The sequence below is a fragment of the Xenorhabdus sp. TH1 genome, from assembly GCF_037260955.1.
GTDB lineage: Bacteria > Pseudomonadota > Gammaproteobacteria > Enterobacterales > Enterobacteriaceae > Xenorhabdus > Xenorhabdus griffiniae.
The window spans coordinates 2,121,961-2,138,898 of record NZ_CP147734.1 but is presented as its reverse complement, the minus strand read 5'-3'; the positions used below and the strand labels follow the sequence as shown (position 1 = coordinate 2,138,898).

The 16,938-nt window shown below is 46.6% G+C and carries 4 protein-coding genes; 2 read left to right on the top strand and 2 right to left on the bottom strand.

The genetic code is table 11. From position 1 onward, the window contains the following. Position 1: 1 nt before the first annotated feature. Entirely contained in the window at positions 2-12,145 is a 12,144-nt protein-coding gene (locus WDV74_RS09350; RefSeq protein WP_338882449.1) for an amino acid adenylation domain-containing protein, read from the bottom strand. Between the two features lie 1,087 nt (positions 12,146-13,232). Between WDV74_RS09350 and WDV74_RS09345 the strand changes: the two genes are divergently transcribed. Then, entirely contained in the window at positions 13,233-13,565 is a 333-nt protein-coding gene (locus tag WDV74_RS09345) for an SMR family transporter (protein ID WP_273558167.1), read from the top strand. Positions 13,566-13,703: 138 nt separating this feature from the next. Continuing rightward, positions 13,704-13,982, top strand: a complete 279-nt coding sequence (locus WDV74_RS09340; RefSeq protein WP_273558166.1) for a DUF333 domain-containing protein — start codon at positions 13,704-13,706, stop codon at positions 13,980-13,982. A gap of 57 nt (positions 13,983-14,039) precedes the next feature. Here WDV74_RS09340 and WDV74_RS09335 read toward each other — a convergent pair whose 3' ends face one another. Beyond that, a complete protein-coding gene (locus tag WDV74_RS09335; protein ID WP_338885571.1) occupies positions 14,040-16,937 on the bottom strand; it encodes a salicylate synthase in 2,898 nt (965 codons plus the stop codon). Position 16,938: the final 1 nt, after the last annotated feature.

Below are 16,938 nucleotides of genomic sequence, written 5' to 3'. Positions count from 1 at the left end.
TTTACACGTCCAAGATGGTTTTCTTTTCTGGATAGAGAGGTGAATTTTCGTTATCCACATAGTCAAAACGATGAGTAAGCTGGTTGAACTGCTCAATTGAAACGCCTTTAATTCCGTAATCGCTGGGCGTTTTTATTCCTCCCGCATGGGCCTGTTTTTGACTTTCGCTGATAACATTATTGAGTGCTTGCTTAAATGCCGTGATAAATACCGCTGTCTGAGCGTGTGGCAAGCGGGAGTCCACACTAAATTGCAGTTTTCCCGTCTGAACTGCGCCATTGATATTCAGCAATAAATCGTTGTGATCCCCGCTGGCTATCACTGCGCCACAATTATCGCTACTCAGTGACCAGTCTTGATGGCAACTTCCGCCTAACTGACCGAGATAATTGAAGCTGATGGCCGGTAAATCTCCTGACAAATAGCCAGCCTGACGTAACGCGCCATAACCAATACCTTTGTTTGGTATGGTGCGAAGCATCTCTTTGATGTGAATAATGGTTTCTGCAATAGTGGCCTGCATTTCCAGCCGAACAGGGTACTGTGTTGTAAACCAGCCGACGGTTTCAGCAAGATCTAGCGTGTTATCGATGGCTTCCCGCCCATGCCCTTCCAGAACGATGTGGTTTACTGTTCGGGAGAAAGTCTCCTGTAATGCCAAGGTTAGGGCACTCAGTAATAAGTCGTTAATTTCAGTGGAATAACCGGCGTTGGCTTCATGCAGCAGGATATCTGTCATTTCGGCAGAGATGTCTAATTGGTGATAAGTGGTTGTACCCAGTGCAGGATGTATGTCGTTGTCTGTTATGACTTGTTGCCAGTAGGACACTTCATCTTGATGCTGTTGTGCATAATGATGGACTGCGGCCACCCACTGCCGATAACTGCTGGTTTTCGGTGGTAAGGTCATGCCTTGCAATAACAAACGCATATCTTCGGTAATAATTCGCCAGGATACAGCGTCAATGATCAGGTGGTGGAATGCGAAGAATAATCGGGCGCTGCCATCGGTGTATCCGGTCAGATAAGCGGCTTGCCATAAGGGGCCGTTACTGTAATCAAATCCACTTTGCCATTGGGTGAGTTGTTGGTGTAATTCCGTTTCTGTAAGTTCATTGATATTACAGTGCTGTAATGCAGACAACCAGGGTGGCATTTCCGGTGAATAGCACTGACGGTAACCGTTTTCAGTATATATAAAATGGACACGTAATATGTCGTGTCGCTCAGTCAGTGCGATCAGTGCCTGTTCAATAGCAGTATGACTGATATTGCCTGGCAGTCGGATCATAAATGCCTGATTCCAATGGTGTGGATTTGGCAGATTGAGGTCAAAGAAACTTTGCTGGATAGGCAATAAACCAAACTCTCCGCTTAGTAACCCTTGTTCAGCACTGGTTTTTACTGTGTGTGATATCAGTGTTGGCAGTTGGGCTAATCGAGCCACCGTGGGTGCTTCAAATATCGATTTGACCTGGAGATAAAAGCCCGCCTGACGCAGTTTGGAAACTAGCTGGATACTGACTATGGAGTCACCGCCGATACGGAAGAAGTTATCTTCAATGCCAATTCTCTCCAGTCCCAACACCTCTTGCCAGATGGCACACAACTGAGTTTCCAAGGCATTACGGGGCGCTATATAGTTGTCACTCTTGCCCCATACCGGTGTTGGCAGGGCGCGGCGATCCAGCTTGCCGTTGAGGGTTAAGGGTACGGATTCGATACGGGTAAAGTTGGCGGGCAGCATATAGTCTGGCAAGCGGGTGGAAAGATACCGAACCAAGGTATCATCGGGCAGCACACCATCGGTGACCAGATACGCCACCAGTATTTGATCCCCTTTGTACTTATGGTCAATCACCACCGCCTGTTTAACTTGTGGGTGTGAAGTCAGGGCGTTTTCGATTTCCCCTAATTCGATACGGTAGCCCCGGATCTTAACCTGAAAATCATTGCGCCCCAGATATTCCAGCTCCCCGTTCGGCCGCCAGCGGACTAAATCACCGGTTTTGTACAAACGAGTGTAGCCACAGGCTTTATCTGCTTCTGAGGCAAACGGGTTCTCAACAAAACGTTCAGCGGTGAGTTCAGGTTGGTTTAAATACCCCCGTGCCAGTCCGGCACCGCCGATATATAACTCGCCTGGTGTGCCAATAGGAGATGGATGGCCTTGTTGGTCAATAACATAGAGACGAACATTATTGATGGCCTTACCGATATTGTTGGCAATCTCCCCGGATTGGTAGTGCTTGCCGCTGGCACAAACGGTCACTTCGGTCGGGCCGTACGCATTCAGTACCTCGCAGTGATGACTGAAATAGTCCAGAAAGTCTAAGGACGGGGCTTCTCCCGCGGTCACCAATAACTGCAAAGAGGGCAATTCAGTGCCAATTAACACTTTTAATATGGCTGGGGGTAAGGTGGCTAATTCAATGCCTTCGCGCTGGATCAATTGTGCAACGGCCGGCGCATTGCGCTCTGTTTCGCTGCACAGATAGACCGTCAGGCCATGCAGTAAACTGACAAACAGTTCAGAAACCGAGGCATCAAAGACATAAGCCGCAAACATTAAGGCTTTTTTGCGCTTTGTGATATCAAACAGGGCTGCCTGCGCCGCCACCAGATGAGACACATTTTTATGCTCAATCATGACGCCTTTTGGCTGCCCCGTGGTGCCTGAGGTGTAGATGATATAGGCCAGATCGGCAGGTTTATTGACAGATGCCAAATTTTCCACTGATTGATCCCTGGTGAGGGTTTGGTCATCTGCCGCTATCCGTGCCTGAGTATATTCCGCCAGTGTTGTCAGATAATGTTGCTGGGTGAGGACACACGGGCTTTGGGTGTCTTGCAGAATAAACTGCACCCGCTCCGGCGGATAGGCCGGGGAAATCGGCACATACGCGCCGCCGGCTTTGAGCACTGCCAGAATACTGATGACCATCTCCAGACTGCGGCCGAGATAGAGGACGATGGGGGTGTCTGCTGGCATAGGGTCACAATGTTCACGAATAACCCGGGCTAACTGATTGGCCCGTTGGTTTAACTGCCGGTAGGTCAGGGTTTCCCCTTCAAATACCAGCGCTATATTATCCGGCGTTTTTTCTGCCTGTACTTCAAAAAGCTGCTGTACGGTTTTCTCTTGCGGGTAAGGCGCATCGGTCTGGTTCCAGGTGTGCAGCAGGGTATGGCGCTCCGAGGCCGACAGGATAGCAATCCCCGCCAGCGATTGTTGTGGGTCTGTCACGAAGGCGGCCAGCACCCGTTGGTAGATAGCGGCCAGCCGTGCCATGGTGGTGTCGTTAAACAGGCTGACCGCGTAATTCAGGTTGCCTGTAATAGCGGGTTGTCCCTCAGACAGAAACAGGCTCAGGTCAAACTTGGCCGGGCTGTACAGGGATTCATCTAATGTCACCGGCTGAAACGGCAGCCTGGCTTCATCTGGCCGGTGTTCCCCAACACGGTGTAAACCAAACATCACCTGAAAAATCGGATGACGGGCGGGGTCACGCTCAATTGCCAGAGCGTCAAGCAGTTGTTCAAATGGCATGTCCTGATGCGCTTTGGCATCGGCAAGTAACTGATGAATTTGTTGAATCAGGGTGGCGACACTGTCTGTCCGCACAAGTTGTGCCCGCAAGACTAGGGAGTTGACAAACATCCCTATCAGCGCTTGGGTTTGGGCGTGGTGTCGGTTATCAGTTGGTGTGCCCAGTACGATATCGTTTTGGCCGGATAATTTTGCCAGCGTGACATAAAAGCCACTGAGCAGCACGGTATACAGGGTGGTTTCCTGCTCTTTTGCCAGTATTCTGAGCTGGTCAGAAAGGGCGGTATCTAGCGTGAAATTGAAGTCCCATCCCTGATAACGGACCTGAGCGGGTCTGGTGTAGTCTGTTGGCAAGGCCAGGGTTTCGTAATGGGCTAAAGTCTGTCGCCAGTAAGCGAGCTGGCGTTCACGCACATCGCCCTGTAAATATTCCCGCTGCCAGGCGGCATAATCGCCATAGGTGATATCCAGAACAGGCAACCGGCTATCACGGCCGGCTAACAAGGCTGGGTAAATCTCGGCCAGTTCACGCATAAAAATGTCGATGCCCCAGCCATCAATGGCGATATGGTGCCATAACATCAGGAAGTAATGTTTATCGGCCAGGGTATAGTGACAGAGGCGCAGGCTGGGTTCGGTGGTCAAATCAAATGGCGTGGCTATCTCAGTGCGTACGGTATCCAGAAGCGTGTCAATATCATCACAGGGCGCGACTGACCGGATAACCAACGGCCTGTCCAGTATTTGTTGGTAGTTCTGTCCGTCATCATGATGGGGATATACCGTTCTTATCACGGCATGGCGCTGTGCTAATCGGTTAATGGCGGTTTCTAACACAGGCAGACAGGCGGCATTATCCAGTTGAACCAGACAGGGAATATGGTAGGCATCGGTGCCCTGTTCAAACTGCTCGATAAACAGCATTCGCTCCTGAGCAAAGGATAAGGGGTAGTGCGCCAATTCGCGGTGAGGGATAACCGTATTGGCGGGGTGTCCCATTTGGTTCGCCAGGCTGGCGATGGTTTTGTGTTCAAAGAGTTGCGTCAATGAAACCGCAAGCCCAAGGGTGTGGTGAATTGCGGCCGTCAGCTTAATCGCGGTCAGGGAATTGCCGCCGATACGGAAGAAGTTATCTTCAATCCCCACCCGCTCCAAACCTAATACCTCCTGCCAGATAGCGCATAACTGAGTTTCTAAGGCATTACGGGGCGCTATATAGTTGTCACTCTTGCCCCATACCGGTGTTGGCAGGGCGTGGCGATCTAGCTTGCCGTTGAGGGTTAAGGGTACGGATTCGATACGGGTAAAACTGGCCGGCAGCATATAGTCCGGCAGGCGAGACGATAAATATTTTATCAGGGTGTCATCGGACAACCCACCATCGGTAACCAGATACGCCACCAGTCTTTGATCCCCTTTGTGCTTATGGTCGATCACCACCGCCTGTTTAACTTGTGGGTGTGAAGTCAGGGCGTTTTCGATTTCCCCTAATTCGATACGGTAGCCCCGGATTTTAACCTGAAAATCATTGCGCCTCAGATATTCCAGCTCCCCATTCGGCAGCCAGCGGACTAAGTCACCAGTTTTGTACAAACGGGTATAGCCACGGGCTTTATCTGCTTCTGAGGCAAACGGATGCTCAACAAAACGTTCAGCGGTGAGTTCAGGCCGGTTTAAATACCCCCGTGCCAGTCCGGCACCGCCGATATATAACTCGCCCGTCGCGCCGATAGGAGATAAGTTACCCTGTTTGTCAACGACGTACAGACGGGCGTTATTAATGGCTTGGCCAATATTGCGGGCAATCGCCCCGGATTGGTAGTGCTTGCCGCTGGCACAAACGGTCACTTCGGTCGGGCCGTAAGAGTTGAATACATCGCTGTGATGGCTGAAATAGTCAAGAAAATCTAGGGATGGGGCTTCTCCCGCGGTCACCAATAACTGCAAAGAGGGGAACTCAGTGCCGATTAATAACTTCAGTATGGCAGGAGGCAGGGCGGCGATTTCAATACCTTCGCGTTGGATCAGTTGTGCAACGGCCGGCGCATTGCGCTCTGTTTCGCTGCACAGATAGACCGTCAGGCCATGCAGTAAACTGGAAAACAGTTCGAAAACGGAACCATCAAAGACATAAGCCGCAAACATTAGGGCTTTTTTGCGCTTTGTGCTATCAAACAGGGTTGCCTGTGCCGCCACCATATGGGCCACATTTTTATGTTCGATCATGACGCCTTTAGGCTGCCCCGTGGTGCCCGAGGTGTAGATGATATAGGCCAGGTCGGTAGGTTTATTGACGGATGCCACATTTTCTACGGGCTGGTTTATGGTGATAGTTTGGTCATCTGCCGCTATCCGTGCCTGAGCATATTCCGCCAGTGTTGTCAGATAGCGTTGCTGGGTAAGGACACACGGGCTTTGGGTATCTTGCAGAATAAACTGCACCCGCTCCGGCGGGTATGCCGGGGAGATCGGGACATACGCACCACCGGCTTTCAGTACCGCCAGAATACTGATGACCATCTCCAGACTGCGGTCAAGATAGAGGGCGATGGGGGTGTCTGCTGGCAGAGGGGCATTTTTATGTTGCTGATAATGTGCACGAATAACCCGGGCTAACTGGTTTGCCCGTTGATTTAATTGCCGGTAGGTCAGGATTTCCCCTTCAAACACCAGTGCCACATTATCCGGCATCCTTTCTGCCTGTACTTCAAAAAGTTGCTGTACGGTTTTATCTTGCGGGTAAGGGGCATCGGTCTGGTTCCAGGTGTGCAGCAGGGTATAACGCTCTGCTTCACTGAGAAACAGGATGGCGGTATGAAGCTGGTGTGGATCACCGGCCACAGCGTGTAGAATGCGTTCAAGCTGATGCAACAAGCGCTGTGCTTGTTTATCGGTCAGCCAATCTTCACCATAACCCAATTTAACCGTAAGACAGTTATTTTGCTCATAGGCCATTAACGACACCGGATAGTCCACTTTTTCGATGGCCTGACTGAATGTCAGGGTATTCTCGATACCTCCTTCATTTTCGTTTGCCACGGGGACGGGGTAGTTTTCAAAGACAAACAGGCTATGGAATAACCGTTCCCCGTCGGATTGCAAACTGGCAAGTGAGACGGCACTGTGGCTGTTGAGCGCAGCGATATCTTTCTGTATAGCTTGTAAGACGCTAATAACACTGCGGTTATTATCCCACTGCACCATTAATGGCAACGTATTAATATACAGGCCGACGCTGGATTCAATACCGTCTACCGGTACATCGCGCCCGGATACGGTGGTGCCAACAATAGTCTGCTCATCTCCGGTGTAACTGTGCAGTAATTTATGCCAGGCAAATTGCAAGACCACGTTCAGGGTAATACCTTGTGTCCGGCACATATCCTTAAGTTGCGCATAATCGCTCCCCTGCACAGTAAGTGCCTGTTCAGCCGGTTTTTCGATGGTTTTTATCTGCGTCAAGTTAACATGACGATTCAACAGGTTTGACAGATCATTAGTTGCCTGGAAATGTGTTTTACGTTCCGCCCAATACCGCTCAGATTCGGCCAGATGCCCCAAATAATATTGCTGGGTTGCCAGATAAGCTTTCTCCACTACGATCTGAGGCATTTGCCCTTGCACCAGCATGTCGTAATACCCGTGCACAGTTTGTAATAAAATCGGACCACTCCAGCCATCAGTAATCGTGTGGTGTTGGGTTATCAGTACCGTTACCCGTTGTTCACTCTGTTTAATTAGGGTAAAGCGGATTAAACCAGGCTGACGTAAATTAAAAGGCAGAGTACGGTCATGTTGTTGGATTGTTTCAATCGCCTTGTTTCGTTCTTCTGCGGGTAAGTGGCTGATATCTTTGCTCTCGAAGTTAGCCAGATTAATACTGGCACCCGTGGTTACAATCTGCAAAATTTCCCCTTCCCAATCAAATGCTGTTCTGAGGATGGGAAAGCGCAGTGAAGCCAGAGACCAGGCTTGTTGATAGGCGGCAGGTTTGAGTGCGGTGTGGTAATCCAGCAACAATTGCACACGATAGGCATCATCTTGTGGTTGAGCCAGATGATGATAAATAAATCCCTGCTGCAAACTGGTTGCGGGATACAGAGTTTCCATCTGATAGTTTTGTTGCAAACGCTTTAAGCGTTCGATTGAAACTGCTTTAAATTCATAATCATTGGGTGTTTTCACACTACCTAATTGGGCCTGTTTTTGGCCGGCGGCGATGACACTATTGAGTGCTTGCTCAAAGGCTGTGATAAATATGTGAGTTTGGGCTGACGGTAAACGAGACAATACACTGAATTGCAATTTTCCTGCCTGAACTGCGCCATTGATATCGAGCAGTAAATGGCTTATGTTCTCGCTGGCAATCATTGAACCACACTCTTCATTGGTCAGCGCCCAATCCTGATGGTTCTCACTGCCCAATTGACCAAGGTAGTTAAAACTGATGGCTGGTAAATCCTCTGACAAGTATCCAACCTGACGTAGCGCCCCATAACCGATACCTTTGTTTGGCACGGCACGCAGCATCTCTTTCGTGTGAATAATCGTCTCAGCGATATTGTCCTGCGTTACCAGACGAACAGGATAGGTGGTTGTAAACCAGCCCACAGTTTCGGAGATATCCACAGCACTGTCGATGGCTTCCCGCCCATGCCCCTCAAGAGTAATGAAGTTCACCGCACGGGAGAACGTTGTCTGCAATGCCAGTGTGAGAGCACTAAGCAGCAAGTCGTTAATTTCCGTGTGATAACCTAGATTAGCCTCATGTAGCAGAGTGTTCGTCAGTTCAGTTGATAAACTCAATTGATGCGTGTTGAGTTCTCCCATCAGCGGGTAAGTTTTTTCACCCGCCATGACGCCCTGCCAGTAGGGCACTTCATCTTGATGCTGTATGGCATAGCGATAGACAGCAGCAACCCATTGCCGGTAACTGCTGGTTTTCGCTGGCAGCGCTGTTCCCTGTAGCAGCAGGCGTATATCTTCCGCAATAATCCGCCAGGACACGACATCAATAATCAGGTGATGAAATGCGAAGAATACGCGGGCGCTGCCATCGGCATATCCGGTCAGATGGGCGGCTTGCCACAAAGGACCCGTACAATAATTAAAGCCACTTTGCCATTGTGTCAGCTGTTGATGATTTAATTCATTGAAATCACAATGCTGTAATGTGGGTAACCAGGGGGATATTTCTGCGGAGTAGCACTGACGATAACCCTGTTCAGTTTTAACAAAATGGACGCGTAACATATCATGTCGCTCAGTCAGTGCGATCAGCGCCTGTTCAATAGCTGCGTGACTGATATTGCCTGGCAGCCGGATCATAAATGCCTGATTCCAATGGTGCGGGCATGGCAGGTTCAGGTTGAAGAAATCTTGCTGGATAGGCAATAAACCAAATTCCCCATGCAATAATCCCTGTTCAGCCACCACAGAGACATGGGATGAAGTTTGTGTCAGCAATTGCGCCAACCGCGCTACCGTTGGTGCTTCAAAAATCGATTTGGCTTGCAGGGAGAAACCGATTTGCCGCAGTTTGGAGACTAACTGGATGCTGACAATCGAGTCGCCACCGATACGGAAGAAATTATCCTCGATACCGATCCGTTCTAATCCTAAGACATCTTGCCAGAGCACACACAATTGGGTTTCCAACTCAGTGCGTGGCGCTATATAACGATCCCGATCTTCCCATACCGGTGCTGGCAAAGCATGGCGGTCGAGCTTGCCGTTGATAGTCAAGGGGATGGCATCAATGCGGGTAAAACTGGCGGGTATCATATACTCCGGCAGGTGGGTTGAGAGATGCGCTATCAAAGTGTCATTGGTCAAGGCTTCGTCTGTGACCAGATAAGCCGCCAGTGCTTTATGGCCTGCATGATCTCGGTCGATCACCACTGCCTGTTTCACTTGCGGATGAGAGGATAAAGTAGTTTCGATTTCACCCAGTTCAATGCGGTAACCACGAATTTTGACCTGAAAATCATGGCGTCCCAGATATTCCAGGTTACCGTCTGGCAGCCAGCGCACCCGATCACCGGTTTTGTACAAACGAGTATAACCACGGGATTTGTCTTCATCTGTGGCAAACGGATTTTCCACAAAATGCTCGGCAGTCAGCTCTGGACGATTACGATATCCCCGCGCCAGTCCAGCACCGCCGATATACAACTCTCCAGGGGCGCCGATGGGAGACAGTTTTCCATGATGGTTAAGGACATACAGGCGGGTGTTGTTATGTGCCTTGCCAATCGGAATAATGCCACCAATCTCATTGGTTACCTCAAAGTGGGTGACATCATTTGTCGTTTCTGTGGGGCCATAGAGGTTAATTAAAGTGCTTGAATGACTATTTATAAATCTAAACGCGTTGACATGGGACATCGTCAGCGTTTCCCCGCCACATAGAACGTAACGGATAGTGCGGGGTAATTGCTGTCCTAAGTCCCGTACTGTCTGGCAGAAAGCGCCTAACATGGACGGGACGAATTGCACCACCGTTACGCCAGTTTTCTCTATCAGTTGATATAAGTCCTCCGGCTGTTTATGGGTATCCGGTGAGGGCAGTACGATAGTGCCACCAAAACAGTTAGCTGCAATTAACTCCCAGACTGAAGCGTCAAAGGTATAAGGGATTTGTTGCAGGACTTTATCCGAGGCACTTAATGGGTATTGGGATTGCATCCAACATAAGTGATTGATGACGTTTCGGTGGGTCAACTCAACGCCTTTCGGCTGTCCGGTCGTCCCGGAGGTGTAGATAATGTAGGCCAAATCAGAACTTTTGTTCACTGGCACTAAATTTTCTACTGACTGGCCTTGGGTGACTGTACGGTCATCTGCGGCTATCAGCGTCGGCTGAATTGGCAAAGTGTAAGTATGCTGCTCTAGTGTTGTCAGATAGCGTTGTTGGGTGAGTATACATGGGCTTCCGGTGTCTTCCAGAATAAACTGAACTCGCTCCGGTGGATATTCAGGGGAGATCGGTACATAAGCGCCGCCGGCTTTCAGTACCGCCAGAATACTGACTACCATCTCCAGACTGCGATCGAGGTAGAGAGCGATGGGGGTATCTGCTTGCATCGGTGTATTGCATTGCCGCTGGATAACAACGGCGAGCTGGTTTGCCTGTTCGTTGAGCTGGCGGTAGGTCAGGGTTCTCTCTTCAAACACCAACGCCACGTTATTCGGTGTTCTTGCTGCCTGTGCCTCAAACAGTTGCTGTAGGATTTTATCCTGCGGGTAAGATGCATCAGTTTGGTTCCAACTGTGCAGCAGGGTATGACGCTCCTGTTCTAATAAAATAGGTAATTCATGGACGAATAAAGAAGGCGTGTTAAGCAAAGTAATCAATAAATTCTGCAATCGTACAAGTAGTTGTTTTACATCTTGCTCACTAAAATATTCCTGTAAATAATCTATCGCTATTGTTAGCTCCTGATCATATCCAAAGTCTTGCAAGCGAAAAACGAGAGGGTCAGTGTTAAACCCGCCATCTACAATATAATGCTGAGCTTGGTTGATTTCAGATGCTGATGCTGAAAGCCTTTCATAGAAGATAAATATATTCGGTAAAGCAATGCCCTGGTTATTAGCCATGCGAATCAAGTGAGAGCGAGGAAATTGGCTGTGGTGATAGCTCTCTTTTAACGCTAATTCGATTAGCTTAATCTGTTCGGTAACACGGATTGTGTGAGAAACATGGCAATGTACCGGATAAATATTGGTTTGCATCCCTACGACATATTTCTCTGATTTTGTCCTTCTGCCATGAGTAATGGTATTAAATGTTAATTCCTGTTGCCCTGTCAGTTCTGACATCATCATGATGATTAAGCTCGAAAAGACAGCAAGAAAGTTCGTTTTATTTTTTTCGCAAAAGGCAAGCAAATCAGCTTTAATTGAAAACGGTAATGCCAACGTATCGTTACGAGAACCCCTATTTTGATAACAAGGGGTTAATTGATGTATATCGTTTTTTGTTAAAAAATCGCACCAGTATTTTTTGTCTTTTTCGTAACAGGAGGAAGTCAGATATTCTTTTGCTTTTTCTATCGTATCTAAATATTGTGGAATTTCTGTTAACCAGGTGGTTGAAGTTTTATTTTTCAGACATGCATATAACTTATGAGCATATTCATGTAACCGAAATAAACCAACCCCATCCATCATAATATGATGGAACTTAGTGAAGAAGTAATATTTCTCGTTGGTAATACGAAGCAATGCAGCCAGGTATAATGGCTCATTTGGAAAGTTAATGGGAATATCTATCTGTTGCTGCATCCAAAGTTTTGCTTTTTTTTCGGGATCAGGTTGCATTGTAAAATCATGGAATATGACTAACTCAGTCTCACTCTGATTCTGAACATATTGGGTTGCTTCATTATCTGAATTAATGGATATGCGTAACCTCAGCGTATCAATATGTTGATATAGTAATCGCCAGGCTTGTTGCAGGATGGCTATATCAACTTCACCTTCCATCAAGGTATACCAACCCAGGTTATGTAATGGGCTGTTTTCGTGAAAAGTTTGCTCATAAAACACATCCTCTTGAGCAGGATGAAGGTGATATAAGTTCGAATTCAACGAACCTTCAAGTGTTCTCATAGTCAATTATACGAATGCATTCCGTTTACAAGTTATTTGTCATTCATGATACAAATGAGTAGATTTCAGTGTTTGCCTAACCTTAATTTATTTATGTTTTGGCATTAACATAATTTATTACGTTATATCTGATGTTTTATGGTTTTTAACATCAGGTTATTATTTTATTTAATAGGTGTTGGCATAAGCTATCATGGTATCACTACAACTAATCTTGCAATCTTTCAGCATCCCCCCTCATTTAAAATAGCTAATATTGTTTGTCCAAGGGTTTAAATTTTATTTTTTCTATTTCAATGTATACCAATTCAACTTCAAGTTGCAGCTTAAAAATCAAAGTGATTGTTTATATTTCCCCGTTACGTGGGGAGATATAAGACGCATCTTGAAAGGAGATTGGTATATATCTTCGTCATTTATCCTGTTTCGCGCAGTTTGTTTTTATTTTCTAAAATAGTCATTATTTTTGTCCATTATTCCATGTTCATGATTTTATAGCCGTAGTTTTTCATGTTTCAATAGTGATAGTCATTTGTAGTGAAGTCTATAATATTTTTATCCGTTAGAGTTATATTTTTTAATTTCTTATGATCTGGTTTTGTTTCTTTATGGTTACCTGTTGGTTTTTAAGTTGCTGTTATAGTGTTTGTATCGCAAGGAAATAATTCCATGATCTTTTCTATATTGAAATGAATAATTTCTTTTAGTCATTTTTGTGATATACCAATCCAACTTTAAGTTGCAATTGACAACACGATATGAAACCCGATTTCTCCCCGCTTCGCGGGGAGAAATCACACGCATCTTGAAGTGAGATGGGTATAAATAATTTGAAGTGGTTTTTATAGGTGGAAATAATATTGATGCATGTGGATAGATTAATGGAATAATCATTTTTATTTTATTAAATAATTCCTTGTCAAATTTACATTTGATTTTTTCATCATCATTCTTTTTATAAAGAAAAAACACCTCATTTCGTTAAGGTATTCTGTTTTAAGTTATGGTAGATTAAGCGGTTTTTTTTGAATTTGGCCTGTCTTATAACGTTGGCTTGGTGAGCAAGATGAATGTATGGGGTTATTTGTTTATCGCAATTTTGTCTGAAGTGATAGCAACAACAATGTTAAAAACAGCCGATGGTTTCACTCGCTTAGTGCCGTCTGTTGTTGTGGTGATGGGATATTGCTTATCATTTTGGGCGTTATCACAAGTTGTCAAGGTGATGCCTTTGGGGATTGCTTATGCTGTATGGTCTTGCCTTGGTATAGTTTTAGTCTCTATTGCGGGTATATTTTTGTACCAGCAAAAATTGGATTTACCGGCAATTATCGGTATTCTTCTTATTATTGTCGGTGTTTTAGTCATCAATTTGTTTTCTAAAAGTACAGGGCATTGAGCTATACCAATCTAACTTCAAGTTGCCGCTGGCAAATCAATGTGATTGTTTATATCTCCCGCTACGCGGGGAGATATAAGGCGCATCTGGAAAGGCGATTGGTATATACCCTCATCAGATAAGTAAACGGGAGAAAATATGCGGTTAAAGCGGGGAGTTATCCTTGTCAAATTGTTGCTGGTAGGTGCTATATTGGCAGGTTGCAGCAGCCATCAATCAAGCCGATACAAACACTATCAATATTCTGATCTGGGTATTTATCTGAGTAAAGATGCCAGTGAAAGTTGTTCTGATGCAGGGGGAATTCCGGCATTAACCAAGCAATTGAATGGTCACCAAGTTCCTGTTTGCCAGCTGGCGAACGGTCGTCGTTGTAATGAACAGGCGTTGTTGGATGGTGGGTGTACATCCTTTTAACGTAGGGAAACCAGAGTGATATCTGGTTTTCCCTCGGTAGCCTATCCTAATAAACGTTTAATCTTCTTTGCTGGAATAAGGGCGAACATATTTCATAATACACTCAAGTTTTTCACAGGTTTCCTGCCATTCTCTTTCTGGTCTTGAATCTCTGACCAAACCAGCACCAGCCTGAAGCCAGCAGCGTCCTTTATGCTGGTAGAGGGAGCGTAATACCAATGCGGCATCCAGTTTACCTGTACTATCCAGGAGCATGACACAACCACTATAAAGCTGGCGTGGTTCATTTTCATAACGAGAAATGGCTTGTAAAGCAGGTTTTTTCGGTATCCCTGACGCGGTGACTGCCGGGAATAAGGCAATAAATGCATCCCAGCGGTTTTTGTCTGTGTGTAGCAACCCTTTTACTCGTGATGCCAAATGTTGTACCGAACCACGTTCACGAATAGCCATAAATTCTGAGACACAAAGCGTTTCTGGTTGACAAATCGGCGCTAATTCTTCTAATGCAAGTTTAACCGAAACCGCGTGTTCGGAAATTTCTTTCGGATCAGAAAGTAAATCGGCTCGCAGTTTCTGATCTTGCTCCTTGTCATGTGTTAATGCTCTGGTGCCAGCCAACGGTTGGGTATTAACCCAACCCGAACTTTCGGCTTCAACGACGGTTTCTGGACTGAAACCGTAAGCAGTGAAATCTCCATCACGTAAGAAGAAAGAGCGGGCAGGGGTGTTAGTCCGACGGCCCAGCCAGTAACTGTGTGTAATATCAATATTTGAACCAAGCTCGACTCGGCGTGACAGGATCACTTTTTGGTAGTGATCTGCGGCAATATCCTTAACTGCATTGGCAACGTTGTCTTGATAATGTTTTGCCGCGTCTGCTGTATTGATAATGTCTATCTCTTTTGTATCTGAGAAAACTGGTGTGCCTAATTGATCAGCCTGTTTGACTTTCTCACTCAATATAGATAGTTGCGCTTCTTCCAGTGTTCGTATCAGCACCTGCCCTTGAGTTATGCGTAATTCATGTTGTGGAATAGTAATTTTGATTAACGCTTCATCTTGGTTTTCTATTGCCATTCCATACGTCATATGGGAAAACTCAAATAATGTTTTGCCATAAGCACGCCAGTCTTTAATTGGAACCGCGTTGAGCACTTGTTCAAGTTTTTGGCTTAATGTATGGATATCATATGGATGATGATGGCCTTGTGAATCAATCAATTGCCCCGATGCATCTGCACTTATGGTTGCGGCGCAACCTATTCCCAATGACCATTCACCTTTCATTTCATAGAGCGTACAAGGTTGTGCATCATTATCGGCAAGTAAATGGGTAACCAGATCTAACGGAATGCTGGTAATAGCCATGGTGTGTTCATGATATTGCTGCATCAGGTGGTTATTTTCTGCTTGTGCCATCTGTACTAACTGGCGTTTGTCGATTTTTCCTACCGCAGTTAATGGCCAGTACGCCACAAATAACCATTGGTCAGGGATTTTATGACGCTGAACACCCTTCTGATGCAAGAATGTTTGTATGAGTGCAGGATCGGGTTGGCTGGCACTGTTTGGCAGGCAAGCACAAATGCGTTCACCCAATAGTTCGTCTGGGACAGCGATAACAACGGCGTCATCAATATCTGGGTGTTGCAGCAGCAATGTTTCAACTTCTAGCGTTGAAATTTTTTCACCGCTGCGGTTGATCTGTTCTTTAATCCGTCCCTCAACGATCAGGTTGCCATCTGGTCTGATGCGGACCAAATCGCCTGTGCGGTAGAATCCATCCGTGGTAAAAGCGACGGTATTGTGCTGTTCAGCACGGTAATACCCTGTAATGGTGTAGGGACCTCGTGTAATCAGTTCACCGACTTCCCCAGATGCAACGGGTTGCAGATTGATATCAACAATTTTGATCTCATCTTCTTCTGACAATGGGCGCCCTTGGGTGTTAATGATAACCTCATAAGGATCGTCTAATCGGGTATAGCACAGTAATCCTTCCGCTGTACCAAAGACTTGTTGTAAAGGACCAAGGCGCGCCATAACTTGTGCTGCCAGTTCCGGTGTGAGCCTGCCACCACCAACTTGTAAGCAGCGCAAGGATGAAAGGTCGCTTTGTTCCCAGTCTCGCGCTTGTTCCCAGAGCCGTGCAAGAGCCGGAACTAATGCTAAGTGTGTTACCTTATGCTCTTCGATCAATGGCATGGCTTCATCACAACTCGCAGTATCACTGAGGAGTACACACCCTCCCTGAGAAAGCGTACCCAGGATCCCAGGGCTGCCTAACGTGAAATTATGTGCAACAGGCAATACCGCTAAATAGACGCTTTCAGTATTGACTGCGCACAGACGGGCGGAGAGCACAAAATCATAGGTATAGGCATCGTGAGTACGTGGGATTAGTTTTGGTGTACCTGTCGTTCCGCCGGAAAGCAGAAGTACGGCGATATCACCATAACTTGGGCCAATAATATTGAGCGGTTCATCCTCAATAGCGGTGAATGGGATAAATTCTTCTGCCTCTCCATCAACGATAATATGTTTCAGTTCGGGGCAAGATGCGGCAACTTCCCGTGCCATTTCCCGATAATCAAAGCCGTGGATACAATCAGGGATAATATAAGCCACCGGACGGGCAATCTGGCAAAGCGCATGAACATCATGTGCCCGTTGGGTAGGCATTAATAATATTGGATGAGCGCCTAGCCTAAACAAAGCAAAACAGGTGACAACAAAGGAGATACGGTTAGGCAGTTGTACCATAACGTTATCACCACGGAGTATTCCACGATGATATAAACCGCTCGCCAGCCTTTCCGCAGCTTGATGGAGTTCATGGTAAGTGAGCCGCTGTTCTTGATAGATCAGCGCTGTTTTATTCCCCCAGATACTAGACCATCCGGCAAGCTGTTGATCCAGGGTTTTGCCATTCCAAAGATAGTTTGGCGTCATC